Below are 24,549 nucleotides of genomic sequence, written 5' to 3' on the forward strand. Positions count from 1 at the left end.
AAACGGAGAACGAAGAAATGTCGCTGACACGCACGCGCCGCCTGCGCCAGGCCCTGGCAGGCGAACGGGCCCTCATGGCCCCAGGGGTGGTGGACGCCATGTATGCCCGCCTTGTCGCCGAGGCAGGCTTCGAAGCCATGTACATGACCGGGGCCGGAACCTCGGCCACGCGGCTGGGCTATCCCGACGTGGGCCTGCTGACCATGACCGAGATGGTGGACAACGCCACCCGCATCGCCGACGCCTCGGACCTGCCGCTGATCGCGGATGCCGACAATGGCTTTGGCGGGCCGCTGAACGTGCGCCGGGCCATCCAGCTGTATGAACGCGGCGGCGTGGCGGCAGTCCACCTTGAGGATCAGGTGCTGCCCAAGCGCTGCGGCCACCTGTCGGGCAAGCAGCTGATCAGCGCGGAAGACATGGTCGCCAAGGTCAAGGCCGCCGTGGACGCCCGCGTGGACCCCGACTTCGTGGTCATCGCCCGCACCGACGCCCTGGCGCTGCACGGCCGCAACGCCGCCTTCGACCGGGCCGAGATGTATCGCGAGGCGGGCGCCGACGTGATCTTCATCGAAAGCCCCCTGCCCGACGACCTGCCGCACATCGCGCCGCGCTTTCCGGGCATCCCGCTGCTTTACAACATGGCGACCTCGGGCAAGACGCCGTTCCTGACGCGCTCGGAAATCGAGGCTCTGGGCTTCAAGCTGATCATCTATCCCAACTGGCTGCTGCTGTCGGCTTGCGAGGCCGCGCGCAAGACGCTGGAGGTGCTGAAGCGCGAGGAAACCATCGCCTCGGTCGCCCCCCATGTGATGAGCTTCAAGCAGTTCTTCGACACCGCCCGCATGGCCGAGGTCCAGGAACTGGAAGCCCGCTACGGCACCCCGGAAAACAGCCGCACTGATTACTGACCATAAGGATTACCCAGATGGCCGTTCTCTCCGCCGATGGCGTGGATTTCGACTTCGAGATGCCGGTCGTGGTGGTCGGCGCGGGCGCCTGCGGCCTTGTCGCGGCGCTTGCCGCCCATGACACGGGACAGGAGGTGATGATCCTGGAACGCGACGACAACCCGCAAGGCTCGACCTCGCTGTCCGCCGGGCTGATCCCGGCGGCCGGCACAAGGCTGCAGCGCGAGGCCGGGATCGACGACGACCCGGACCTGTTCGCCGCCGACATCGTGGCCAAGACCCACGGCCGCACGCCGCAGGACATGGCGCTGCTGGCGGCCCGGACCTCGGGGCCGATGATCGACTGGCTGATGGACAACCACGGCGTGGGCTTCCGGCTGGTGACGGGCTTTCTTTATCCCGGCCATTCGCGGATGCGGATGCACGGGCCGGACAGCCGCACCGGGGCCGATCTGGAACAGGCGCTGCTGTCGGCTGTGTCGCGCGCGGGCATCGACCTGCTGACGGGGGCATCGGTCGAGGATCTGTTCGTGGATGGGACAGGCCGGGCCACCGGCGTCAGGTTCCGCCGCCCAGACGGCGCGATGGAAACGCTGGGTTGCAAGGCCCTGGTGCTGGCCTGCTGCGGCTTCGCGGGCGATGCGGACATGGTGCGCCGCCACATTCCCGAGATCGCCGATGCGGAATGCTGCGGGCACCTGTCGAACACGGGCGATGCGGTGAAATGGGGCGCGGAACTGGGCGCGCAACTGGCCGACATGGGCGCGTATCAGGGCCACGGATCGGTCGCCCATCCACACGGACTGCCGCTGACCTGGGCGGTCGTCACGCAGGGCGGCATCCTGGTCAACACGGACGGCCGCCGCTTTTCCAACGAAATGCGCGGCTATTCCGAACACGGGGCCGAGGTCGCGGCGCAGCCCGGCCATGTCGCCTGGGACATCTTCGATGCCCGCTGCGAGGAAGCCGCGCTGGATTTCCACGACTATCGCGAGATCCGCAAGCTGGGCGCGGTGAAGTCCGCCGACACGGTCGGGGACTTGGCCGCCGCGACCGGCCTGCCGCTGGATGCGCTGCAGGCGGAACTGGATGGTATCGCCGCCGCCGCCGCATCGGGCCGACCCGACCGCCTGGGCCGCAGCTTCGCGCCCGACCAGGTGCTGGCCCCGCCCTTCCGCGCGGTCAAGGTGAACGGCGCGCTGTTCCACACCCAGGGCGGTCTGGTCATCGACCACGACGCGCGGGTGCTGCGGACGGACGGCACGCCGCTGCCGAACCTCATGGCGGGGGGTGGCGCGGCGCGCGGCCTGTCGGGCGATTCCAACTATGGCTACCTGTCCGGCAACGGGCTGCTGTCGGCCACGGCCTTCGGGCGCCTTGCCGGCATCACCGCCGCGCGCATCGCGGCAGGGGGCTGACACGAATGGAGAAGACGATGAGAAAAGTCCTGGTGATCGTCCCCTTCCCGATGGGGGACGAGGATCTGGCCCGGCGGCAGGCGCAGATGGGCGCCGTGGACCTGGGTCCGGGGATCGAGTTCCACTATCGCCCCGTGCGCGTCGGACCGAAGAACTATTCCAGCCAGCACGACATGGCGCTTGCCGACTTCTCGATCCTGGACGCAGGACTGGACGCACAGGCGCAGGGGTTCGATGCCGTCTGCATCGACACCATGTCCGACAGCGGCATGGCGATGCTGCGGTCGGTCCTGGACATCCCGGTCATCGCGCCGGGGCGGCATTCGATGCTGGTCGCGCAGATGCTGGGCGAAAAATTCTCGATCCTGATGATGTGGGACCGCTGGAAGATGCTCTACACCAAGACGCTGGGCGAGTTGGGGATGGAGCATAAATGCGCCTCGATGCGGTCCATCGGCGTGACGCCCGACAACAAGGCGCTGCTGTCGGGAAAAGAGGATCAGGTCTTTCCCCTGCTGCTGGATGCCGCGCGCAGATGCATCGACGAGGACGGCGCGCAGGTGCTGATCCTGGGATCCACCACCATGCACGAGGCGCATGACTGGCTGGCAAGCCGCCTGGACGTGCCGGTCATCAATCCAGGCCCGCTGACCTACAAGCTGGCCTCGGTCGCGCTGGATCTGGGGCTGACCCATTCCAAGGCCACCTGGCCCGCGCCGCTGGCCCCCAAGCACGACATGATCCGCGCCATCGGCGCCGCCGGGGCCGCCTTCCTGGAGGACCGCGCATGACCCGCATCCTTGTCATCGTCCCCTTCGCCCTGGATGCCGAGGGCATCCGCAACCGAGAGGCGCAGTCGGGTTACGTCCCCCTGCCCGCCGACTGGGAACTGACCTATCGCCCCGTGACCTGCGGGCCCACGTCCTTCATGTCGCCCCATGACTGGGGCCTGATGGACATGGCGATCTTCGAGGCGGGCTGCACCGCCCAGGACGAAGGCTTCGACGCGGTCTGCATCGACACCATGTCGGACAGCGGCATGGTCATGCTGCGGTCGGTCCTCGACATCCCGGTGATCGGCGCGGGCAAGGCGTCCATGCTGTATGCGCTGACGCTGGGCGGGCGGTTTTCCGTCCTGGCGCAATGGGAACCGGCGCTGCCGCGCTATCGCAAGGCGATCCGCGAATACGGCTTCGACCGGCAATGCGCATCCGTCCGCAGCTTCGACCAGCCGCCCGATTTTGCGAACCTGCTGGGCGGGAAAGAGGACCAAGTCTTCCCCCGGATGCGCGACGTGGCCCTGCGCTGCATCGAGGAGGACGGGGCCGAGGTGATCTGCCTGGGCTCGACCACCATGCACCAGGCGGGCGAATACCTGGCCGCGAACCTGCCCGTTCCCGTGGTGAACCCCGGTCCCCTGACCTACAAGCTGGTCGAGGCCTTCCTGGCGCTTGGCCTGCGCCATGGCCGCGCCGCATACCCCGCGCCGGTCGAGCCGCGCCTGGACATGCTGCGGGCCATGATGAAGGCAGGCGCCCAGGCCGAAGCCCAGGCCAAGGGCTGAGATGGCGGACGCCGCGCGCATCCTGTCGCTTGCCGCCGCCCGCAGCGACTTCGGCGCCCTGCCCCGTCAGGAGCAGGCGGTTTGGCGCGACTTCATCCTCGACACCCTTGCCGTCATGGCGGCGGGGGCCGCGCATCCCTCGGTCAGCGACGCACGCAGCGCCGTCGTGGCTGCCGGCGGCGCCGGGCCGGCCTCCGTCATGGGCTTTACGCAGGGTGCATCCGCAGGAACCGCCGCCCTTGCCAACGGCATGGCAATGACGGTTCTGCAGCTTCAGGACGGCCACCGCCGCGCGCGGGGCCATCCGATGAGCCATGTCCTGCCTGCCGCCTTAGCCATGGCCGAAGAAACGGGTGCCACGACCGGCGATTTCCTGAACGCCGTCGTAGCTGGCTACGAGGTCTCGGCCCGCATCGGCGCGGCGCTTGGCGGGATGCAGCCTTTGCTGCACGACACGGGCACCTTCGGCTGCATCGGCGCGGCTGTCGCCGCCGCCTTTATCCTGGGACGCGGCCTCGACGGCGAGGCACGCGCACGGCTGATCGAAGCCGCCATCGGCAATGCCGCCACGGTGGCGTTGTTTCCTTTTCGCGACACCTGCATGGAAGGCGCGGGGGTGCATCACCTGTTCGTGGGCCTTGGCGCGCAGAACGGCATCACCGCCGCCCGCGCAGCCCTTGCGGGTCTGGCGCCATCCCGCGCGACCCTGTAACGCTTCTTCGGTCCACGCGCGGGGGAGGGCTTCGACCCTGCCCTGCTGACCCAAGGCATCGGCGCGGACGGTCGCTGGTCACGGTCCGAGATCCTGTCGGCCTATCTGAAATGGCATCCGGTCTGCGCCCATCTGGGACCGATGCTCGACTGCATCGAGGCGCTGCGCGATACGCCCAAGGGGATCGACCCCGACCGGATCGCAGCCGTCACGATCGAAGTCTATTCCACGGCGCTGCAATACGATTCCCCCGACCCCCGGACGGATCTTGCCGCGCGCTTCAGCTTTCGTCATGCGGCGGCATTGTCGCTGTGCCTCGGCCCGCTGCACCATGACGGCTTTTCGCCGGACCGCCTGCGCCGCCCCGAGGTTCAAGCCATGGCGGCGCGTGTCCGGCTGGTCGCGGATCCCCGGCTGGATGCGCTTTACCCGGAAAACCGCCCGGCCCGCGTCACCCTTGACCTGACCGACGGCAGCCAGGTCCAGGCCGAGGTGATGGCCCCAAAGGGCGACAGTTCCCGTCCCCTGTCCCGATCCGAGGTGCGGACCAAAGCCGCCGCATTGATGCGGGCGGCTTGGGGCGGGGACGAGCCGTTCCACCAGACCTGTCGCCTGCTGGACGAGACCGGCCCCGATCTTGCGCAGCAGCTTGGCCGCGTGCTGCGCCAAGGCTTCGCGCCTCAGCCCGGCTGAGAGCCGTCCAGCAGGAAATCCCGTCCCTGTTCGCGCTTCAGCGAGACGCGGTATTCATAGCGGTCGGCGCAATACAGAATCTCGGCCGCATAGAAGGGCACCATCCGGTCGTTGAAGAAGAAGCGGTTGACGCGCATCAGCGGCGCACCGATCGGCACCTGCAAAAGCCCGGCCGCATATTCGTCGGCCAGCGTCGCGGTCAGCACCTGTTCCACCTGTTCGACCACGGCACCCTCGCGCTGCACCAGGTCGATCATGTTGGTCGTGGCCAGATCCTGCCGGGTCAGCCCGGCCCCGACATCGGGCAGAAGATAGGCCATCGACAGCGAATAGGGCCGCTTGTCCAGTTCACGCACCCGGACCGACCGGACCAGTTCGGTGGTGGGGGCGATCCCCATCTGCGCGCAGATCCGGGGCGGCGCCTCGCCCCGATCCAGGCTGATGACCTTCAGCCGCGTGCTTTGGCCCACCGTGTTGAGATAGCTGAACAGCCCGTTGATGTTGGACACGACCGCCCGGTTCAGGGCCGATTTCTGCGCCCGGTCGGTGACAAAGGTGCCGCGCCCGCGCATCCGGGTGATCAGCCCTTCGGCCGACAGCATCTCCATCGCCTTGCGGATGGTGATCCGGCTGACGCCGAAGCTGTCCGACAGTTCCGCCTCGCTGGGAACGGGCACGTCGTCGGGATAATAGCCGTTGACGATCCGCTCTCTCATCACCGCATAGACCCGGTGATAAAGCGGCGTAGGGGAATTCGTCCTGGACATGTCGGCATCACCTTGCTGGGGTCGGGGATTGCAGGCTGTTCCGGCAAGCCATTTTCCCGTTCTTATGTCGAAAGCACCGGCGGGTCAGGGCCGTTTTTCCCGCAAGGCCCGCTGGACCGCAATCAGTCCCGCGTCGCGCAGGGCCTCCAGCGTGGCGATGTCGCGGCCCCCGGCCTCGGCCGCGATGCCATCGACCAGCCTGGCGCAGGTTGCCGCGTCCAGTCGGGGCTGCCCCAGATCCTGCCAGCGTCTTTCCTGGCTGGGACCCAGATGGGACAGGTAATGCCCGATGCCCCCTGCCCCGCCGCCCAGGTGATAGGCCATGTGCGCCCCCACCACCGACCACCGAAGGCCGGGACCATGGACAAGGGCCGCGTCGATCTGGTCCACGTCGGCGATGCCTTCCGCCACCATGTTCACCGCCTCTCGCCACAGGGCCGAGGACAGGCGGTTGGCGATATGGCCCACGGCCTCGCGCCGCAGAAAGACCGGGTGGCGGCCCAGGCTGCGATAAAAGGCGGCGGCCGCCTGGACGCGCGCGGCGTCGGGGCCGAACATTTCGACCAGGGGCATCAGGTGGGGCGGGTTGAAGGGATGGGCGGTGATCAGCCGCGAAGGGTCGGCCATGTCGGCCGAAAGTTCCGACCAGACCAGCGAAGACGTGCTGGAGGCGATGGTGACGCCCGCGGGGGCCGCAGTCTCGATCGCGGCATAGATCGCCCGCTTCAGGGGAACCTTCTCGGGCACGTTTTCCTGGATCCAGGCCGCGCCCGTGACCGCGTCCTCAAGGCTGTCTGCCAGATGCAGGCGTCCCGGCGCGGGAAGACCCGACGCCAGTTCCGCAACCTGCCCGATTGGCCCCCTGATCGCCCGGGGGATGGCCTTGCGGGACGTCTCGTCATGCTCGAACAGGGCGACATCATGTCCCCAGGCCATGAACAGCGCCGCCCAGCTCGTCCCGATCAGCCCGCCGCCGATCACCGCGATCCTGTCGCCCTTTGCCACCGATCCTGCCGTTCGCATGCGTCCGCCCCCCGACGAGTCCTTATGCCAAAAGGCAAGGTTCAATGATTTAAGATCATACTATTATGATAATCAAGCCACCCCATTGCCCCTGTCCCTGCAACCATGCTGCTGGATCGCGGCAACAATCCGGGCGGCCTGCCCCCGCGTGAAGCGGAACCTGCGGCATGGCAGACGGATTTAGGCAGAAGACGCGGGCAGATCCCCTGACCACAGCGACGATCAGAGGTGCAGATGTCCGATCCCCTTCCCCCCTGCGTCGAGGCGCTGACCCTTTTGCGCGCGATTGGCCCGGCCGACCGCATCCTGCATGTGGCCCGCGACGAACGGACGGCCGAGGCCCTGGCCGCCTTCCTGGCCGGTGCGCTGCCGGACCGCCGGGTGCTGTTCCTGCCGCCATGGGATTGCCTGCCCTTCGACGGGGCCTCGCCGACGCCCGATGCCATGGGCCGCCGCATGGCCGTCCTGCATCGGCTGCAGGATCCGCAACCCGGCGACATCGTGGTGGTCCCCCTGTCCGTCCTGCTGCAACGCCTGCCGCCGCCCGAAGCGCTGCGCAGCCTTTGCATCCGGCCCGGCGATCGGCTGGACACGGCCGCCCTCGACGCCTTTGCCCGGGACGCCGGATATGTCACCGACGACCGCATCGACGAACCCGGCGAGATCGCCCTGCGCGGCGCCACGATCGAGGTCTTTGCCGGTGGCGATGCCCTGCCCTGCCGGATCGAGCTGTCGGACGGTGTCGTGACGGCGCTGCGCTGCTTCGATCCCGTGACCCAGCGGTCCACCGGCGACATCGACCGGCTGGACATCGTGCCGGTGACGGAACTGCCCCCTGCCGATGATCCGTGGGAACGCGGCGCCGAACATCGCCTGCCCAAGGCATGGCCGTCCCTGGCGACATTGCCCGACCACATGCCGGATGCGCGCATCCTGGCGCTTCCGGGGACCCTGGCCCTGGCGGAACGGCGGCTTGCGCGGTTAGGGGAAGCGCGCGCCGAGGCCGAAGCCGATGGCGCCCATCCCCTGCCGGCCGACGCCCTGTATCTGGGACCGGCGGAATGGGCGGATCTGGCGTCGCGGATCGAAGTGCTCTCGCCAGGGGAATGGAGCCCAGTGCCCTCATTCGCCGCCGTCGCTCGTCCCCGGGCCCGGCTGGCGCAGTTTCTGGACAGCGACGCGGTGGCGGGACGGCGGGTGGTCTTTGTCGCAGGCTCGGATCGGGAAGGGGCGCGCATCACCCGCATGGCGACGCAGGCAGGCGGACAGCCACCCGTCCCCGTCGCCGGCTGGGCCGAGGCCCTGCGCCATGACAAGGCGGTTCTTCTGGCCGATCTGGCGGAAGGGGCGGTGGCGGAAGACGTGGCCGTCATCACCGCCCAGGATCTGCTGGGCAGCCGCGCCCGGTCGGGCGGCCGGATGGTCGCCTTGCAGGCCTTGCCTTCGGCCGGGCTGGACCTGGGGGATATCGTCGTCCACGAAGACCACGGCCTTGCGCGGCTTGAGGGGCTGGAACCCCTGGACCCCGACAACCCGGGCAGCGAGGCCATCCGCCTGACCTTCGCCCGCGACGAACGGCTGATGGTGCCGACCCATGACGCGGGCCGGATCTGGCGCTATGGCAGCGCCGATGCGGGGGTCAAGCCGGACCGGCTGCGCGGGACGGCCTGGGCGAAGCGGCGCGATGCCACGGCCGAGACCCTGGCAAGGCTTGCCGATCATCTTGTGGCGCTCGCCCGGGCGCGCGACGCGGCGAAGGCGCCGGAACTGGTGCCCCCTGTCCGCGATTATGAACGGTTCATCGCCCGCTTTCCCTTCCAGCCCACCCCCGACCAGGCGGCGGGGGTGCGCGCGGTGCTGTCCGACATGGCCTCGGGTCGGCCGATGGACCGGCTGGTGATCGGCGACGTGGGCTTCGGCAAGACCGAGATCGCCCTGCGCGCAGCAGCGGCGGCGGCGCTGAGCGGGCGTCAGGTTGCGATCTGCGCCCCCACCACCGTCCTGGCGCGGCAGCATTACGACACTTTCCGCCGCCGCTTCGCCCCCTTCGGGATCACCGTGGGCCACCTGTCCCGACTGGTCACCGGAAAGCCCGCCGCCGCCCTGCGCGCGGGGCTTGCCGACGGGTCCGTCCGCATCGCGGTCGGAACCCATGCGCTGCTGGGCAGGAACGTCAGCTTCGCCGATCTTGGCCTTCTGGTGATCGACGAGGAACAGCGCTTCGGCGCGGCCCACAAGGAAAAGCTGCGCGAACTGGGCCAGGGCCTGCACGTCCTGTCGATGAGCGCGACCCCCATCCCGCGCACCCTGCAGACCGCCATGGTGGGCCTGCAGGATCTCAGCGTTCTTCACACGCCGCCCGCCCGTCGCCGCCCGATCCGCACGCTTCTGGCCGATGACGGGGACACGACCCTGCGCCAGGCCTTGCTGCGCGAACACCGCCGCGGCGGCCAAAGCTTTGTCGTCGTTCCCCGGATCGAGGATATCGCGCCGGTGGCCGAACGCTTGGAACGCCTGCTTCCCCGTCTGCGGCTGCGCGTGGCCCATGGCAGCCTTTCGGCGAAAGAGATCGACGAGGTGATGGTGGGCTTCGCCGCGGGCGACGGCGATGTCCTGCTGGCGACCGGGATCATCGAAAGCGGATTGGACGTGGCCCGCGCCAACACCATGGTGATCCTGCGCCCCGCGCTGTTCGGCCTGGCGCAGTTGCACCAGTTGCGCGGCCGGGTCGGGCGTGGCCCGGTGCAGGCCTATTGCCACCTTCTGACCGGCGAAGGCGAGGATCTGTCCGAGGATGCGCGAAAGCGCCTGGGAACGCTGCAGGCCATGGACCGTCTTGGCGCGGGCATGGCCATCAGCGCCGCCGACCTCGACCGGCGCGGCGCGGGCGATCTGCTGGGGGACCGGCAGGCGGGCCATGTCCAGCGGATTGGCCTTGGCCTTTACCAGCACATGCTGGCCCAAGCCCTGCGCCGCGCCAAGGGAGAGGCCGAGGTTCCCCCGCCCCCGCAGGTGCCGGGCGAACCCGGCCATATCCCCGCCGACTATGTCCCGGAACCGGAAAACCGCCTCGACCTGTATCACCGGATCGCCCGCGCCGCCGACGCTGACGAGGTGGCCCGCCTGGCCGAGGAGATCGCCGACCGCTTCGGCCCCCTGCCCGAGCCGGTGGAGACGCTGCTGCGCGCGGCCGGGATGCGCGCCCTTGGGGCCGTGCTGGGGGTCGAAACGCTCAGCCTTGGTCCCGAAGGGGTTTCGCTGTGTTTCCGCGAAGGCGTCAGCATGGATGACCGCGCGCCGCTGGCTTGCGGGCTGGAAGGGCTGGCGGTCGAGGACCGGCGCCTGACGCTGCACCATCCCGGCCCCGAGGATCGGCTGGACGTCGCAAGCGACCTGCTGGAACGCCTGGCCTGACGGACGACGCGCCCCTCAGGGCTGCGTCCAGGCGGGCGACCGGCAAGGGTGGTCCAGCAGCGAAACCAGTTCGTCGTCCAGATGCAGCGCGGTGATCGACACCCCGGCCATGTCCAGCGAGGTGTAGTAATGGCCGATTAGCGTGCGATGGACCTCGATCCCGCGCGCGCGCAGCCGCTGCCGGACGCGACGGTTCAGGATATACAGTTCCATTTGCGGGGTGCTGCCCAGCGAATTGACCAGAAGCGCCACCCGGTCGCCCTCGGCGGGCTGCATCTCATCCAGGATTCGGTCCAGGATCAGGTCGGCCGCCGCATCGGCCGAGGCAAGCCGCGCGCGGGCGATGCCGCGTTCGCCATGCACGCCCACGCCGATCTCCATGTCGCCCGGACCAAGCTGGAAACTGGGCCTGCGCGAATCCAGAAGCGCGCCCGGTTCCAGCGCGATGCCCATGGAATAGCACCGCTGGCTGGCCCGCCGGGCGATGTCCGCGCAGGCGTCCAGCGGCATCATCCGGTCGCAGGCAGCGCCCGCCACCTTGAAGACGAAGACATTGCCCGCCACCCCGCGCCGCGCCGCACGGTTGTCGGCGGGGGCCGAGGCGATGTCGTCGGTCGTCACCACCGCGCGCACGGGGACGCCCCTTGCCGCCGCCATTTCGGCGGCCATCTCGAAGTTCAGAAGATCGCCCGAGAAGTTGCCGAAGATGTGCAGCACGCCCGCACCGCCATCCGCGGCCAGCGTGGCGGCAAGGATCGGATCCGGGGGCGGGGCGGCGAAGACATTGCCGATGGCCACCGCATCGGCCAGACCCTCTCCGACATAGCCGAAGAAGCCCGGCTCGTGGCCCGCCCCGCCGCCGATCACCAGCCCGACCTTGCCCGGCCGTGGCCCGCGAACGGCCCGCAGCGCCCTGGGCGCGCCGTCCACGGCGGCAAGCACGCCTTCATGCGCCAGAAGCGCCCCGGCGACGGTTTCGTTGACGGCGTCCTGCGGGCGGTTCAGGAATTTCTTGACCCCTGTGCGTTCCGGCAGGGGCGGCCGTTCCCCCTCGCGCCGGCTGCCCGGCACCTCGTCATAGCCTTCCGAGGCGAGGATGGCGCGCGCCGTGTCGGCGTCCGTCACCATCACATTGACATAGCCGCCCCGCAACGCGGCCAGGATCGCCTGCACCTTGTCCATGCCGCCCGCCACGCCGATCCGGCAGGGAATGGTCTTCAATTGCGACAGCTCGATCCCGATCGTCCGGCCCTCCAGCGGCCCATCCACCGGCTCCCCCCGGGCCGAGATCAGGCGCCCTGCGATGCTGCCCACCGCCGCGTGGTAATGCGAATGCATCGCCACATCGTCGAAGAAGCCGCTGGTATGGATGGTGCTTTCCGGCCGCAGCGAGGAAATGCCCAACACGATCCGGTTGGCCTGGGAAAGCACCTGCATCTGCTCGGCCACCACGGCCTCGGACAGCAGCAGGCCGCGCATCTCGGGCGCGGACACGATCGCCGGGGCCGATATCGGGATGCAGCGCGCGCCAAGCGCTTCGGCCAGGCGGGTCGCGCAGGCCTCGGGGGTCCAGGGGATCTTGGCGGTGGTGCCGCCGGTGGCCTGGACCACGCGCAGATCCTGCAACCCGCCGCGGTCAAGCTGTTGTGCCAGGGCCAGCACGCTGCGCCCCCAGGTCACCGCGATGGTGTCGCCCGACTGGACCAGACGCGACAGGGCCTGAGAGCCCGCCGCCCCCAGCCGGTCGATCAAGGGCCGGTCGCCCGCCCCGGACGGGATCACCAGGCAATCCTGAAGCCCGAAATGGTCGCGCAGGGCCTGGGCGATGCTCAGCGCGCGATAACGGTCGGGGTCGATCTCGATTGAGACGATATTGCGGGTCCGCGCATCGGCCAGATAGGCGTTCACCGAGGCGCGGGATATGCCCATCTGTGCCGCGATGTCGTTCTGGGTCAGCCCGTCCACATAGTAAAGCCAGGCCGCCCAAAGCAGCGCGTCCTCACCGAAACGCAAGGGGATCAAGGGCGGCGGGGTCCGCTGGGCAGGGTTCTGCGCCATCAGCCCCTCCGTCCGGCGGCGGTTTCGGCCCAGCGGGCCAGACTGTCCAGCAGGGCCGCCGCCGAGGCCGCGCCGGGGTCCAGGTGACCGATGCTGCGCGGTCCCAGGCGGGCGGCCCGTCCCTGGGCGGCCATCATGGCGCGGGTGGCCTCGGCCCCTTCGGCTGCGGCAAGGGCGGCGGCGCGCAGGATGGCGGGGGTGTCCAGCCCGCGCCTTTGCCCATCCTGGACGGCGTGGGCGGCGGGAAGCCAGGCGTCCACCATGGTCTTGTCGCCCGGCTTGCCCCGGCCGCGATCGACGATGCCGCCGGCCATGGCGGGGATCAGGTCGGCAAGCCGGGCAAAGGGCACCCCCTGCTGCGCCCCGAAGACCTGCGCGGCCCGCAGCAGGGCACTGGCGTAAAGCGGCCCGGTGGTCGCGCCGACCGCGTTCAGCAGCGTCGTTGCCGCAAGGGTCAGCCCGTCTGCCAGGGTCTGGCCGTCAGCCTCGGCTTCGATCAGGGCGCGCGTGGCGGCGGCGAAGCCCTGGGCCATGGCAACGCCGTGGTCGGCATCGCCGATCTCGCCGTCCAGTTCGGCCAGGGTATCCTGTTCCGCCGCCATACGCTCGGCCAGGCTGCGGAACAGGTCGGAAAGGTCGGTGCGCGTGAACATCAGCATGGCAACCTCATGGCATGGTGCCGCGCAGGGTGGCAAGCGGTGGCGTCGGACCTGTCCTTCAGCCCTCCCGCAGCCGCCGCGCCACGCTGTCGCCAAGCGTCGTCAGGATCAGGCAGCAGGAGGTGGCCCCCGCGTCCAGAACCCCGCGTGATCGTTCGCCCAGGCGGCTGGCCCGTCCCAGCCGGGCCACCATGTCCACCGTGCTGTCGCGTCCCTGCCGCGCCGCCTCGGCCATGGCCGCAAGGGCCGGGACGAAGCCCTGTCCCCGGTTTGCGTCGAAGGCCGCGACTGCGGGGATCAGGCAGTCCATCAGGGTCTTGTCGCCGACCTGCGCCGATCCTGTCTTGCGGACCCCGGCAAGGCCTGCGTTCAGCATGACGGAAAAGCCCTCGGCATCGACGGCTGCGCGGCCCTCGACCGACCGGGCCATGTTGCCGAACAGGAAGCCGTAAAGCGGCCCCATCGACCCGCCGATTTCCGACATCAACACATCGGACAGCACGTTCAGCGCCTGATCCAGCGGCTGGTCCCGGCCTTCCAGACGCTCGGCCGCGCGGCCGAAGCCCTTGGCCATGTTGATGCCGTGGTCACCGTCGCCGATCAACCCGTCGATCTCGGACAGATAGGCCCGGTTCGCGACGATGACAGATGCCAGTTCCCGCACGATCCCCGACCCGTCCGACAGCGGCAGGCGCGGCGCGCCCAGGGCCTCGGGCGCGCGGGGGGTGTCGTCGCCCGCGCCGGCGTCCCGCACGGCACGACGCGAGGCAGCAGCGGTCTGCGCCACCGGCGCGACGGGCGTGCCCAGAACCGTCAGGCCGGGCGAGGCGCATTCCACGTCCAGCAGCGCCTTGAGGTCCGCATCGAGCGCCATCACCGTCAGCGTCGCCCCCACCATTTCAAGCGAGGTGAAATAGTTGCCCACGAAGGCGCGATGCACCGTCAGCCCGGCCTTTTCCAAGCCGACCTCGATCCGGTCATAAAGAACGTACAGTTCGTTCACCGGGGTCGCGCCCAAGCCCGAAACCAGCACCGCGACCTCGGTTCCCGGTGCCAGGCCATGATCCTCCAGCACGATGTTCAGCATGTCGTCGGCGACCTGGTCGGCGGCCTTCAGGGGTTCCACACGCGCACCGGGTTCGCCGTGGTGGCCGATGCCGACCTCCATTGTGCCGGGTTCGATCTGGAAGTTCGGATGGCCCACGGCGGGCAGCGTGCAGGGTCCAAGCCCCACCCCGACGGACCGGCAGGCGTCGATCGCCCGCTGCGCCGCCGCCTGGACCTCGGCCAGGGTTCCGCCAAGCGCGGCCTTGGCGCCGCCGATCTTCCACATGAAGATCTCGCCCGCGACGCCCCGGCGCCGGTCGCGTTCGGACAAGGGCGCGGAACAGACGTCGTCGTTGGCCACGACCGTCGCGACCTCGATCCCCTCGGCGGCGACCATCTCGGACGCCATGCGGACGTTCATGTTGTCGCCCGCATAATTGCCGTACAGCACCGCGACCCCTGCCCCGCCATCGGCGGCGCGGATCGCATCGGCAAAGCTTTTCGCCGTGGGGGACGAGAACAGCTCGCCCACGGCCACGGCATCGACCAGGTTGCGGCCGGTATAGCCGATGAAGGCGGGTTCATGCCCCGACCCGCCCCCCGTGACGATCCCCACGCGCCCCTCTTGCGGCGCCTGGCGAGAGACGACCACGCGCGGATTGGTCGGATCGCGCCGGACCAGATCCGCATGGGCCCTGAGGAACCCCGCAACCGTTTCATCGACCAGATCGTCCGGGTCGTTCACGAAACGCTGCATGGCCCGTTTTCCTGACATCGCATCCATCGGATCGCCCCTCATTTCACCGTATAGCCGCCATCGACCAGCAGGTCGGCGCCGTTGATCATCGCCGCCGCGTCCGAGGCCAGGAACACCGCCGCCGCGGCGATCTCCTCGGGTTCGGCAAAGCGGCCCGTGGGGATCTGCGCCTTCATCGCCTCGCCCTTGGGGCCTTCCCAGGCCTTGCGGCCCAGGTCGGTCATCACCACCGTCGGAGAGATCGAATTGACCGTGATGCCGTGGCGCCCCCATTCAAGCGCCAGGGTCTTCGTCACGCCGATGATGCCGAACTTGGACGCGCAATAGGCGACATGGCCGTCGATCGCGACCGATCCCGCCTGGCTGGCCAGGTTGATGATCCGCCCGCCTTTTCCGGCCTGGATCATCCTGCGGCCGACCACCTGGGCCATGGCGAAGCTGCCGGTCAGGTTGATGTCGATGGTGCGCCGCCAGGCGGTGTCCGACAGATCCTCGGCCGGGGCCAGGTCAACGATCCCGGCGGAATTGACCAGGATGTCGATACCCCCGAAAGCCTCGACGACACCCTCGACCGCTGCCGCGATGCTGCCGTTGTCGGAAACGTCGCAGGCGAAGGCCCGGGCGTTGTTCCCAAGCGTGTCCGCATGGCGCGATGCCGCGTCGGCGTTCATGTCCAGCAGCGCGACCGCCGCGCCCTTGGCGGCGAAGGCCTGCGCGATGGCCAGGCCAATGCCCGAGGCGGCGCCGGTCACGACGGCGGTCTTGCCCGCCAGAGAGAAATCGAGGGGTGCTGGCATGGAAAAGGCTCCTTGCAAAATGACGTGCGTGATCGCGGGGGCATGGTCCGCGACAATCCCCGGCGGCACCGAGGCCGCCGGGGGGAAGACGGTTACTGGCGTGCCGCCAGCAGGTCGTCCACGTTCTCGGCCGTGACCGGGGTCCAGGGCACGTTGTATTCCGCGTCCGTGCCGCCGTTCCACGGCATGTCGGGATACTGGCTCCAGATCTCGGACATGGGTTCATAGTCGGGCTTGACCGCCTTGATCGCCACGTCGATGGCCCCCTGGGCCTGGGCCGCGCCGTCCTGCAGGATCGAGGCCATCTGGCCGGCCTTCACGGCGTTCAGCGCATCGGTCACGCCGTCCACGCCCGCGATTGCAAAGTCGGACACGTCCATGCCCGCGGCCTTGATCGCTTCGATCGCGCCAAGCGCCATCTCGTCGTTCTGCGCGATGACGCCCTTGATATTCTCGCCATGCGAGGTCAGCCAGTTTTCCATCAGGCTCTGGGCCTCGGCGCGCGACCAGTTGGCGGTCTGCTGTTCCAGCACCGTCACCTCGGGGCATTCGGCCAAAGCCTTCTCGTTGCCCTCGCCCCGCTGGATCTGGGCGGACTGGCCGATCGGGCCCTCGATCACGACGACTGCCCCGGTGCAGCCCATCTTGTCCAGCACCGCCTTGGCTTCCAGGTATCCGGCCTGCACATCGTCGGACCCGACATAGGAGGTCAGAAGGTCGCTGTTCACCCGCGTGTTCGACCCGACCACGGGGATGCCTGCGTCATGGGCCAGTTGCACGGCGGTCGCCCCGGCCTCGACATCGATGGGCGCGAAGACGATCGCGTCGAAACCCTGGGTGATCATCGTTTCGAACTGGTCCTGCTGGACCAGGGCGTCATAGCGGCCGTCGAACACCGTCAGTTCGACCAGTCCCGACGTGACGGCGGGGTGCTGTTCGGCGGCATTGGTCCAAAGCTGCATGAACTCGGCGTTCAGGCCATAAGGGGCAAGACCGATCTTGATCGTGTCCTGCGCGGTTGCGGCGGTGCCAAGCGCAAGCGCAAGAACGCTTGCCGTCATCATCGTCGTCCGTGCCTTCATCTGGATTTCCTCCCTCAGTGACAAGCTAAACGGTTCGGATCGCGGCCCCTGAGGGCCGGATTCATTCCTCGGTCCGGCGGGACCGGTCCAGCATCACGGCGGCCACGATCAGCCCGCCCTTGATCACCTGCTGGTAATAGGATTCGACCCCAAGCAGATCGAGGCCGTTGTTCATGACCCCGATCAGCAGGGCGCCGATCACGGTGCCGGTCACCCGCCCGATCCCGCCAGCCAGGCTGGTGCCGCCGATCACGACCGCCGCGATCGCGTCCAGTTCATAGGCCACGCCCGCCTGCGGCAGCGCCGATCCGGTCCGCGCGGTCAGGATCATGCCCGCAATGGCCGCCAAGCCGCCCGAGATGACATAGACCAGGAAGCGGATGCGCCGGACCGGCAGGCCGGACACCTTGGCCGCGTGCGGGTTGCCCCCCACCGCATAGACATGGCGGCCAAAGCGGGTGCGGGTCAGGACGAAATGGGACAGGGCGAAGACCAGGCCGAACAGGATGATCGGCACGGGGATGCCCGCGATGTCGCCGGTCCCGATCCAGCGATAGCCGTCGGTCAGCGCCGGAATGGGGCGGCCGCCCGAATAGATCAGCGTCAGGCCGCGTGCCGCCGACAGCATCCCCAGTGTGGCCACGAAGGCCGGCACCGCAAAGCGCGCCACCGCAAGGCCAGACAGCGCGCCCAAGGCGATCCCGGTCAGCACCCCCACGGCCAGCGGCACGGCCGCGACATAGGGCGCGCCGGGGATGAAGCCCACCGCCGAGGTGGTGGCGAAACTGGCGGACACGACGCCTGCCATGGCGACGACCGATCCAACCGACAGGTCGATCCCGCGCGTCAGGATGACAAAGGTCATGCCGATGGCCAGGATCCCGTTGATCGAGGTCTGGCGCAGCACGTTGATGATGTTGCGCGAGGTCAGGAAGTTGTCGCTGACAAGCGACAGCACGACACACAGCACCGCAAGCGCGATCAGGATGCCATAGCGCTGTGCCACCGGCCCGATCCGCGACGACAGGGTGCGCGGCTGTTCCGTTCCAGCCCCCGCAGGCACGGCAGCCTTGATCTGGTTGTCCACGTCCATCCTCCCTCTGCGGTCCTGGTCAGGCGCCGGTGCGCCCGGTCAGGCCGCCAGATGCAGCAATCCTTCGGCCGACAGTTCGGCCCGTTCCAATTGTCCGGCAACACCGCCGTCGCGCATGACCACCACCCGGTCGGCCATGCCCAGAACCTCGTCCGTTTCCGACGAGATCATGATGACCGAGCCGCCTGCCCGCGCGAAATCCGACATCACGCGATAAATCTCGCGCTTGGCGCCCACATCGACGCCGCGCGTCGGTTCATCCAGCAGCAGGATCCGGGGTTCGGTCAGGAACCACTTGCCCAGGACCACCTTCTGCTGATTGCCGCCGGACAGGTTGGACACGTTCAGCCGATCCGAGGCGGTCTTGATCTTCAAGTCGTCGATCATCCGCTGGGCCGCGCCGCGTTCCGCCCGCGCGTTCATCACCGGACCTGCCGACAGGCGCCCAAGGGTGGCAAGACACAGGTTCGACCGCACGTCGCTGGTCAGCACCAGCCCCGAGCCCTTCCGATCCTCGGTCACATAGGCCAGCCCCGCCCGGATCGCATCCTGGGGCGAGTGGATGGTGACAGGCGCGCCGTCGATCTCGATCCGGCCTTCGGTCTGCCTGGACAGGCCGAACAGGCGGTCGAAGATTTCGCTGCGCCCCGATCCCATCAGACCGTAAAGGGCCAGGATCTCTCCGCGCTTCAGGTCGAAGGTCACGTCGCGGACGCCATGATCGGCGGCAAGTCCACGGACCGACAGCACGGGGGCGGGTGCGGGGGTGTTTTCCTTGACGAATTCCTCGGTCAGGGGGCGGCCCACGACCAACTGGATCAGGTGGTCCTTGGTGATGTCGGCCAGGCTTCCCGTCTCGATAAAGGCGCCGTCGCGAAAGACCGTATAGCTGTCGCAGATCGAGAAGATCTCGGACAGGCGGTGGCTGACATAGATCACGCCCTTGCCGCGCGCCTTCAGCGTGGCCACGGCGGCGAACAACTGGTCGGCCTCGGCCTCGCCCAGGGCCGAGGTCGGCTCGTCCATGATGATCACCTCGGCGTCATAGCTGAGCGCCTTCGCGATCTCGACCAGCTGGGTCTGGGCCACGGTCAGATCCATCATCAGGCTGTCGGCGCGGATGCCGAAATGGAAACTGTCCAGCAGCGTCTGGGCCTTGCGGTTCATCTCGGCGAAGCGGATGCGGCCCAGGAAGCCGACCGGCTCGCGGCCCAGATAGATGTTCTCGGCAACGGTCATGGCGGGGACCGGGCTCAGTTCCTGCTCGATGATCGAGATGCCGTTGGCAAGCGCCTGCGAGGGGTTGTCGAACGAAACCTCGCGGCCGTTGCGCAGCAGCGTGCCGGCGTCGCGATGGTGGATGCCCATCAGGATCTTCAGGAAGGTCGATTTGCCCGCGCCGTTCCCGCCGCACAGCGCGTGGACCGAACCCGGCATCAGCGTGAACTGCCCGTCGCGCAATGCGGGAACGCCGCTGAACGACTTGCGGAAGCCGACCGCCCGCAGCAGCGGTTCGTCGATCCGTGGTGTCATCGCCCCTCCGTCACAGCACGAAAACCAAATTCAACCGCCTCCTGACATTTGTAAAAACCAGATCGTGACTTCTGTCAAGCATAAGCTGAAAAACGTCACAGCCGACCGCTTCTTCAGGGGCCGGCAAAACGGACGGATTGGATGATGTGCGCCTTACTGGGGCGAGATCCCGTCCAGCGACGGGAAATAGGTCGTGTATCGCCCTTGATCGCGGGTCAGCAGCCGATAGCCACGGATGGCAGCATGGGCGCCGATATAGAAATCCGGCAAAGGAGAGCGCCGCACCCCACCCCGGCGTCGATAGGCCAGGAAGGCCTTGCCCGACAGGAAGGCGGCGGGCCAGGGCAGGGGTTCGCGGTGGAAGACATCTTCGGGAAGCAGCGCCTCCAGCGCCTCGATCCGGCTGTGGGCGACCGAAACTTCGGCATAGATCAGCGGATTGATGACAAGCCGGGCATCGCGCCCCGCCTGCATCAGGGACTCCGCCGACCATTCCGCCCATTCGGGATCGCCGGTCGCGATGTCGATCAGGACATTGGCATCGACCAAGACCGGCGTCATTCGCGGGTCAGCGCCATGATCTCATCCGTGGAAAGTCCGGTATCCGCACTGCCGCGCAATCCGTCGATGACCGATTGCAGGCGGCTTGCCTTGTGGCGCACACCTTGCCCCGCTGGCAGGACCCGGACCACGCCGTCGTCGCCGATGACGAAATCAACCTCGTCCCCCGGTCGAAACCCGGCAAAGTCACGCACGCTTTGGGGAATGGTGACTTGACCCTTTGTCGTGATGCGCATGGCCCATCCTTCACGAAGTGCAGTAATACCTGGAAGTATTACCACAAGCGATGACGAAAGGGCAAGCAGCGGCGACAAGCCCCCCGGTCGGCGTGAACGGAATGACAGTCGTCCGGGGCTGCGCTTAAAGCGGCTGCCACGCCCCGTCGGCGCGGCTTGACTGGATGCAGGCGGCAACGAAGCGCATTCCGTCAAGGCCATCCTGGATCCCCGGCAGGCCGGGCGGCACCCGCCCCGCCCCGATGGCGTCGGCCGCGTCGGTATAGATCGAGGCGAAGGCTTCGAGATACCCTTCGGCATGGCCCGAGGGCAGGCGCGCGCTGCCCATGAATTCGGGGCCGCCGCGCGTCAGGATCTGCGACGGCTCGCCCAGCCGGGTCAGGCGCAGGCGGTTGGGATCGGCATGGGTCCAGTCCAGTCCCGCCTTGTCGCCCATGACGCGCAGACGCACTTCGTTGTCGGACCCCGCCGCGACCTGGCTGGTCCACAGCATCCCCCGCGCCCCTTGGGCAAGGCGCAGCATCGTATGGCCGTTGTCGTCGATCTGACGGCCCGGCAGGAAGGCGGTCAGTTCGGCCGCGACCGCTTCGATCGGCAGGCCCGAGACATAGGTCGCCAGATGCGCCGCATGGGTGCCGATGTCGGCGATCGCGCCGCCTTCGCCGCCAAGGGCGGGATCCGCGCGCCAGCCCTGCTGTTCGGCGCGGCCGGGACGGGCAAGCCAGTCCGACACGAACTCGGCATGGACCAGCCGGATGCGGCCCAACGTCCCCTCGGCCACCAGCCGCCGCGCCTCGCGGATCATCGGATAGCCGGAATAGCTGTAGGTCAGGATCAGCAGCGCCTTGCTGTCCTTGGCAACCCCGGCCAGATCCTCGGCCTCGGGCAGGGTCGCGGTCAGGGGCTTGTCCAGGATCACGTGGATGCCCGCTTCCAGAAAGGCGCGGGCGACCGGCAGGTGCAGGTGGTTGGGCGTCACGACCGACACGGCGCGGATGCCGTCGGGCCGCGCAGCCTCGGCCCGTGCCATCTCGCGCCAGTCGTGATAGCTGCGCCCAAGCCCGATGGCCTCGGCCGAGGCCGCAGCACGGGCGGCGTCCGAGGACAGCGCCCCGGCCACCAGCGTGAAGCGGTCGTCGATGCGCGCCGCGATGCGGTGCACGGCGCCGATAAAGGCGCCATGGCCGCCGCCCACCATGCCCAAGGGGATGCGCTGCATCCCTCAGCCCAGGCCCAGCATGGCGCGCAGCGCGGCACGGTCGGACGCCTCGCCCCCGGCGAAGTCGTCGAAGGCGGTCTCGGTCGGCTGGATCAGATGCGCCTCGATGAAGGGCGCGCCTTCTGCCGCGCCCTGGGCCGCCGACTTGACGCAGCATTCCCATTCCAGCACCGCCCAACCGCGATAGCCGGCCAGCGTCAGGCGCGAAAAGACGCCCGCGAAATCCACCTGCCCGTCACCCAGGCTGCGGAAGCGGCCCGCCCGGTCCGTCCAGCCGGAAAACCCGGAATAGACCCCTTGCCGGGCCGAGGGCAGGAATTCCGCATCCTTGACGTGGAAGGCGCGGATACGACTGGCGTAATGGTCGATGAAGCCCAAGTAGTCCAACTGCTGCAGCACGAAATGCGACGGGTCATAGTTGATCGCGGCGCGGGGATGGTTGCCGGTTTCCTCCAGGAAACGCTCGAAGCTGGCACCGTCCATCAGATCCTCGCCCGGATGCAACTCATAGGCGTAATCCACGCCCTGTTCCTCATGCGCGTCCAGGATCGGCTTCCAGCGGCGGGCGAGTTCGGCGAAGGCTTCCTCGACCAGGCCCGCCGGACGCTGCGGCCAGGGATAGAGATAGGGCCAGGCAAGCGCGCCCGAAAAGCCCACCTGGACGTCCAGGCCCAGGTGGCGGGACGCGCGGGCGGCCTTGATGACCTGCCCCGCCGCCCATTCCGACTGCTCGCGCGGCTTGCCCCGCAGCGCCTGGGGCGCGAAGGCGTCGAACTGCGCGGCATAGGCCGGATGGACGGCGACAAGCTGGCCCTGCATGTGGGTCGAAAGCTCGGTGATCTCGACCCCCGCCTCGCGGCAGGTGCCCGCGATCTCGTCGCAGTAGTCCTTCGACTCGGCGGCGCGGTCCAGGTCGATGAAGCGCGGATCGACCGGCACCTGGATGCCGCGATAGCCCAGGTCCGCCGCCCATCGGGCAATGTTCGGCAGGGTGTCGAAAGGCGCGGCGTCGCCCGCGAACTGCGCCAGGAAGATTGCGGGGCCCTTGATGCCCCGCTGCGTGTCGGTTGCCATGATGGTTCCTTTCCTACGCCGGCACGGGCTGGGCCAGAAGGCTGGCGGCGGCCTGTGGATCCAGCGCCTCGGGGCGGGCGCAGGTGGTGGTCATGGGCACGAAGCGCCCTTCCTCGCCCGATTGCAGGATCGCGGTCATCACCTCGACCACGTGCAGCGCCAGTTCGTCGTTGCAGCGGTGCGGGCGGCCTTCGGCGATGGCAAGCGCCATGTCCGCAAGGCCCGACGCGCGATAGTCGGCGACGCTCTTGCCGTTGTTCGTCTCTCGGTTCGGCGGCCCCAGCGGGTGGTCCCAGGCGGGCAGCGGGGCGGGATCGGCGCGGCGCGTCACACGCACCTCTCCGTCGAAGAAGTTGGGGTCGGGGATGTGCAGCGTGCCTTCGGTGCCGTAAAGCGCCATCGGCTTCAGGTCATGCTGGTGGACGTCCCAGCTGGACTGGAAGCTGATGACCGCGCCGCCTTCGAATTCCAGCAGGGCGTGGATCGTGGTCGGCGTCTCGACCGGGATCTCCTCGCCCTTGCGGGCCGCCGATCCGATGGTCCGGGTCGGGCTGGGGGTCGAGGCAAGCGCCGCGACGCGGGCCACCGGCCCCAGAAGCTGCACGAGGTTCGAGATGTAATAGGGCCCCAGATCCAGAACCGGCCCGCCGCCCTTGAGGAAGAAGAAATCGGGGTTCGGGTGCCAGCCTTCCATGCCGCTGGACATGACCGCGCAGGTGCCCGAGGTGACGCGGCCGATGGCGCCGCTGTCCACGATATGCCGGGCAAGCTGGTGGCTGGTGCCCAGGAAGGTGTCGGGCGCCGATCCGATCCGCAGCTCGCGTTCGGCGGCGATGCGGGCCAGTTCGCGCCCTTCCTCCAGCGTCAGCACATAGGGCTTTTCGGAATAGACGTGCTTTCCGGCCTGCAGCGCGCGTTTCGAGATGTCGAAATGCGCGGCCGGGATGGTCAGGTTCACGATCAGGTCGATGTCGGGGCTTGCCAGCAGCGCGTCCACGCCGCGCGCCTCGATCCCGTATTCGGTCGCCCGCGCCTCGGCCGCGGCCTGGTTCATGTCGGCCACGGCGACGAAGCGGATGCCCGCGAAATGCGGCGCCCGGCCCAGATAGGATGCCGAGATGTTGCCGGCCCCGATCAGGCCCAGTCTAAGATCGCTCATGGTGTCAGCCTTTCAGGGTCTGCCAGGCAACATGGGCCTGGGTCGCGAAACGGTCGAAATCGGCGGGCTTGTCATGTTCGGCCACCAGAACCTCGACGCGGGCCTGGGCGCGCAGGGCATCCAGGATCGCGGGCCAGTCCATCGTGCCGGTGCCGGGATCGGCCCAGCCGTCCTCGTCCGTCTTTTCGCCCGCAGGCGCGATGTCCTTGAAATGGGCGGCGGTGATGCGCGGGCCGTATTGGGCGATCCAGTCCAGCGGATCGCCGCCGCCGCGCACGATCCAGGCGATGTCGGCTTCCCAGTCGATCATCGGGGCCTCGTCCAGGATGATCTGCATGGGCGTCCGGCCGTCGGGCAGGGCATGGAACTCGAAGTCGTGATTGTGCCAGCCGAAGGTCAGGTCGCGTTGGGCCATCGCCCCATGCGCGGCGGCAAGGCGGGCGGCGAAGGCCTGCCATCCTGCGGCATCCGCGGGACGCTGGTCGGGGCCGATATGGGGGGCGAAGATCATCGTGGCGCCGACCTGGCCCGCGATCTGGGCCACGCGGTCGGGGTTTTCCTCGATCAGGTCCAGCGAGACATGCAGCGACGGCATGGTCATGCCTGCGGCCGACAGGGCCTCGGCGATGGCGGGCAGGTCGTCGAAGACGCCGCCATAGCCCTCGGCCGCGTCATAGCCAAGTGCGCCGAGACGGCGGATCACGTCGGCATAAGGCGTGGCGAAGCGGGCCGAATAAAGTTGCAGGGACAGTTTCATCATCTTCTCCGTGGG

22 protein-coding genes are annotated in these 24,549 nt (G+C 68.5%); 7 read left to right on the plus strand and 15 right to left on the minus strand.

Annotation, left to right across the window (positions count from 1 at the left end; translation table 11 throughout):
• The first annotated feature begins 17 nt into the window (after window positions 1–17).
• The 6 genes from IEX25_RS13900 to IEX25_RS13925 all read left to right on the plus strand — a co-directional run bounded on the left by IEX25_RS13900 (window position 18) and on the right by IEX25_RS13925 (window position 5,298).
• A complete protein-coding gene (locus IEX25_RS13900) occupies window positions 18–911 on the plus strand; it encodes an isocitrate lyase/PEP mutase family protein (RefSeq protein WP_103174091.1) in 894 nt (297 codons plus the stop codon).
• 17 nt (window positions 912–928) lie between these two features.
• On the plus strand, window positions 929–2,329 hold the full coding sequence (locus IEX25_RS13905) for an FAD-dependent oxidoreductase (protein ID WP_188715706.1): 1,401 nt from the start codon (window positions 929–931) through the stop codon (window positions 2,327–2,329).
• Between the two features lie 17 nt (window positions 2,330–2,346).
• A complete protein-coding gene (locus tag IEX25_RS13910) occupies window positions 2,347–3,120 on the plus strand; it encodes an aspartate/glutamate racemase family protein (RefSeq protein ID WP_188715707.1) in 774 nt (257 codons plus the stop codon).
• A complete protein-coding gene (locus IEX25_RS13915) occupies window positions 3,117–3,893 on the plus strand; it encodes an aspartate/glutamate racemase family protein (RefSeq protein WP_188715710.1) in 777 nt (258 codons plus the stop codon). Before IEX25_RS13910 ends, IEX25_RS13915 begins: the two co-directional genes overlap by 4 nt.
• A gap of 1 nt (window position 3,894) precedes the next feature.
• Complete coding sequence (locus IEX25_RS13920) at window positions 3,895–4,605, plus strand: MmgE/PrpD family protein (RefSeq protein ID WP_188715712.1); 711 nt, start codon at window positions 3,895–3,897, stop codon at window positions 4,603–4,605.
• 105 nt (window positions 4,606–4,710) lie between these two features.
• Window positions 4,711–5,298 carry an MmgE/PrpD family protein gene (locus tag IEX25_RS13925; RefSeq protein WP_268236153.1) on the plus strand — a complete coding sequence of 196 codons (588 nt, stop codon included), beginning with the start codon at window positions 4,711–4,713 and terminating at the stop codon, window positions 5,296–5,298.
• Here the strand turns inward: IEX25_RS13925 and IEX25_RS13930 are convergent.
• Together IEX25_RS13930 and IEX25_RS13935 are read right to left on the minus strand one after the other, a co-directional pair.
• Window positions 5,286–6,065, minus strand: coding sequence for a GntR family transcriptional regulator (locus IEX25_RS13930; protein ID WP_188715714.1), 780 nt, complete (start codon window positions 6,063–6,065; stop codon window positions 5,286–5,288). The two genes, IEX25_RS13925 and IEX25_RS13930, sit on opposite strands and share 13 nt — an antisense overlap.
• 84 nt (window positions 6,066–6,149) lie before the next feature.
• Window positions 6,150–7,088 carry a 3-hydroxyacyl-CoA dehydrogenase NAD-binding domain-containing protein gene (locus IEX25_RS13935; RefSeq protein WP_188715716.1) on the minus strand — a complete coding sequence of 313 codons (939 nt, stop codon included), beginning with the start codon at window positions 7,086–7,088 and terminating at the stop codon, window positions 6,150–6,152.
• 234 nt (window positions 7,089–7,322) lie between these two features.
• Here IEX25_RS13935 and IEX25_RS13940 point away from each other — a divergent pair, with 234 nt between their 5' ends.
• Window positions 7,323–10,502, plus strand: coding sequence for a DEAD/DEAH box helicase (locus tag IEX25_RS13940; protein WP_188715718.1), 3,180 nt, complete (start codon window positions 7,323–7,325; stop codon window positions 10,500–10,502).
• A gap of 15 nt (window positions 10,503–10,517) precedes the next feature.
• Here the strand turns inward: IEX25_RS13940 and IEX25_RS13945 are convergent, their stop codons facing one another.
• From IEX25_RS13945 to IEX25_RS14005, 13 genes are all read right to left on the minus strand, one after another.
• Window positions 10,518–12,560: a bifunctional sugar-binding transcriptional regulator/dihydroxyacetone kinase subunit DhaK gene (locus IEX25_RS13945; RefSeq protein WP_188715720.1), complete on the minus strand. Its 2,043-nt coding sequence runs from the start codon at window positions 12,558–12,560 to the stop codon at window positions 10,518–10,520.
• On the minus strand, window positions 12,560–13,219 hold the full coding sequence (gene dhaL, locus IEX25_RS13950; RefSeq protein WP_188715722.1) for a dihydroxyacetone kinase subunit DhaL: 660 nt from the start codon (window positions 13,217–13,219) through the stop codon (window positions 12,560–12,562). The genes IEX25_RS13945 and dhaL (IEX25_RS13950) overlap by 1 nt, the downstream gene beginning before the upstream one ends.
• Window positions 13,220–13,277: 58 nt before the next feature.
• The gene (dhaL, locus tag IEX25_RS13955; protein WP_188715724.1) at window positions 13,278–15,023 is read right to left on the minus strand and encodes a dihydroxyacetone kinase subunit DhaL; all 1,746 of its coding nucleotides are present in this window, start codon (window positions 15,021–15,023) and stop codon (window positions 13,278–13,280) included.
• Window positions 15,024–15,061: 38 nt separating this feature from the next.
• Complete coding sequence (locus IEX25_RS13960; RefSeq protein ID WP_188715725.1) at window positions 15,062–15,820, minus strand: GolD/DthD family dehydrogenase; 759 nt, start codon at window positions 15,818–15,820, stop codon at window positions 15,062–15,064.
• Between the two features lie 92 nt (window positions 15,821–15,912).
• On the minus strand, window positions 15,913–16,902 hold the full coding sequence (locus IEX25_RS13965; protein ID WP_103174101.1) for a substrate-binding domain-containing protein: 990 nt from the start codon (window positions 16,900–16,902) through the stop codon (window positions 15,913–15,915).
• Between the two features lie 61 nt (window positions 16,903–16,963).
• Window positions 16,964–17,989: an ABC transporter permease gene (locus IEX25_RS13970; RefSeq protein WP_229665230.1), complete on the minus strand. Its 1,026-nt coding sequence runs from the start codon at window positions 17,987–17,989 to the stop codon at window positions 16,964–16,966.
• Between the two features lie 45 nt (window positions 17,990–18,034).
• Window positions 18,035–19,528: a sugar ABC transporter ATP-binding protein gene (locus IEX25_RS13975; protein ID WP_188715729.1), complete on the minus strand. Its 1,494-nt coding sequence runs from the start codon at window positions 19,526–19,528 to the stop codon at window positions 18,035–18,037.
• 153 nt (window positions 19,529–19,681) lie between these two features.
• Window positions 19,682–20,089 (minus strand): type II toxin-antitoxin system VapC family toxin, encoded by a 408-nt coding sequence (locus IEX25_RS13980; RefSeq protein WP_188715731.1) that lies wholly within the window; start codon window positions 20,087–20,089, stop codon window positions 19,682–19,684.
• Complete coding sequence (locus IEX25_RS13985) at window positions 20,086–20,325, minus strand: AbrB/MazE/SpoVT family DNA-binding domain-containing protein (RefSeq protein WP_188715733.1); 240 nt, start codon at window positions 20,323–20,325, stop codon at window positions 20,086–20,088. Before IEX25_RS13985 ends, IEX25_RS13980 begins: the two co-directional genes overlap by 4 nt.
• A 124-nt stretch (window positions 20,326–20,449) precedes the next feature.
• Window positions 20,450–21,544, minus strand: a complete 1,095-nt coding sequence (locus IEX25_RS13990) for a Gfo/Idh/MocA family protein (protein WP_188715734.1) — start codon at window positions 21,542–21,544, stop codon at window positions 20,450–20,452.
• Window positions 21,545–21,547: 3 nt separating this feature from the next.
• A complete protein-coding gene (locus IEX25_RS13995) occupies window positions 21,548–22,618 on the minus strand; it encodes a sugar phosphate isomerase/epimerase family protein (protein ID WP_188715735.1) in 1,071 nt (356 codons plus the stop codon).
• Window positions 22,619–22,631: 13 nt separating this feature from the next.
• The gene (locus IEX25_RS14000) at window positions 22,632–23,777 is read right to left on the minus strand and encodes a Gfo/Idh/MocA family protein (protein WP_188715736.1); all 1,146 of its coding nucleotides are present in this window, start codon (window positions 23,775–23,777) and stop codon (window positions 22,632–22,634) included.
• Between the two features lie 4 nt (window positions 23,778–23,781).
• Window positions 23,782–24,534, minus strand: coding sequence for a sugar phosphate isomerase/epimerase family protein (locus IEX25_RS14005; RefSeq protein ID WP_229665231.1), 753 nt, complete (start codon window positions 24,532–24,534; stop codon window positions 23,782–23,784).
• Between the last annotated feature and the right edge of the window lie 15 nt (window positions 24,535–24,549).

The organism is Paracoccus acridae, assembly GCF_014642735.1.
Classification (GTDB): domain Bacteria; phylum Pseudomonadota; class Alphaproteobacteria; order Rhodobacterales; family Rhodobacteraceae; genus Paracoccus; species Paracoccus acridae.

Bases quoted from the DNA above. Each gene is read 5' to 3' on its own strand.
- IEX25_RS13900 (WP_103174091.1), top strand. From the start codon at position 18: ATGTCGCTGACACGCACGCGCCGCCTGCGCCAGGCCCTGGCAGGCGAA.
- IEX25_RS13905 (WP_188715706.1), top strand. From the start codon at position 929: ATGGCCGTTCTCTCCGCCGATGGCGTGGATTTCGACTTCGAGATGCCG.
- IEX25_RS13910 (WP_188715707.1), top strand. From the start codon at position 2,347: ATGAGAAAAGTCCTGGTGATCGTCCCCTTCCCGATGGGGGACGAGGAT.
- IEX25_RS13915 (WP_188715710.1), top strand. From the start codon at position 3,117: ATGACCCGCATCCTTGTCATCGTCCCCTTCGCCCTGGATGCCGAGGGC.
- IEX25_RS13920 (WP_188715712.1), top strand. From the start codon at position 3,895: ATGGCGGACGCCGCGCGCATCCTGTCGCTTGCCGCCGCCCGCAGCGAC.
- IEX25_RS13930 (WP_188715714.1), bottom strand. From the start codon at position 6,065: ATGTCCAGGACGAATTCCCCTACGCCGCTTTATCACCGGGTCTATGCG.
- IEX25_RS13935 (WP_188715716.1), bottom strand. From the start codon at position 7,088: ATGCGAACGGCAGGATCGGTGGCAAAGGGCGACAGGATCGCGGTGATC.
- IEX25_RS13940 (WP_188715718.1), top strand. From the start codon at position 7,323: ATGTCCGATCCCCTTCCCCCCTGCGTCGAGGCGCTGACCCTTTTGCGC.
- IEX25_RS13945 (WP_188715720.1), bottom strand. From the start codon at position 12,560: ATGGCGCAGAACCCTGCCCAGCGGACCCCGCCGCCCTTGATCCCCTTG.
- dhaL (WP_188715722.1), bottom strand. From the start codon at position 13,219: ATGCTGATGTTCACGCGCACCGACCTTTCCGACCTGTTCCGCAGCCTG.
- dhaL (WP_188715724.1), bottom strand. From the start codon at position 15,023: ATGCAGCGTTTCGTGAACGACCCGGACGATCTGGTCGATGAAACGGTT.
- IEX25_RS13960 (WP_188715725.1), bottom strand. From the start codon at position 15,820: ATGCCAGCACCCCTCGATTTCTCTCTGGCGGGCAAGACCGCCGTCGTG.
- IEX25_RS13965 (WP_103174101.1), bottom strand. From the start codon at position 16,902: ATGAAGGCACGGACGACGATGATGACGGCAAGCGTTCTTGCGCTTGCG.
- IEX25_RS13975 (WP_188715729.1), bottom strand. From the start codon at position 19,528: ATGACACCACGGATCGACGAACCGCTGCTGCGGGCGGTCGGCTTCCGC.
- IEX25_RS13980 (WP_188715731.1), bottom strand. From the start codon at position 20,089: ATGACGCCGGTCTTGGTCGATGCCAATGTCCTGATCGACATCGCGACC.
- IEX25_RS13985 (WP_188715733.1), bottom strand. From the start codon at position 20,325: ATGCGCATCACGACAAAGGGTCAAGTCACCATTCCCCAAAGCGTGCGT.
- IEX25_RS13990 (WP_188715734.1), bottom strand. From the start codon at position 21,544: ATGCAGCGCATCCCCTTGGGCATGGTGGGCGGCGGCCATGGCGCCTTT.
- IEX25_RS13995 (WP_188715735.1), bottom strand. From the start codon at position 22,618: ATGGCAACCGACACGCAGCGGGGCATCAAGGGCCCCGCAATCTTCCTG.
- IEX25_RS14000 (WP_188715736.1), bottom strand. From the start codon at position 23,777: ATGAGCGATCTTAGACTGGGCCTGATCGGGGCCGGCAACATCTCGGCA.
- IEX25_RS14005 (WP_229665231.1), bottom strand. From the start codon at position 24,534: ATGAAACTGTCCCTGCAACTTTATTCGGCCCGCTTCGCCACGCCTTAT.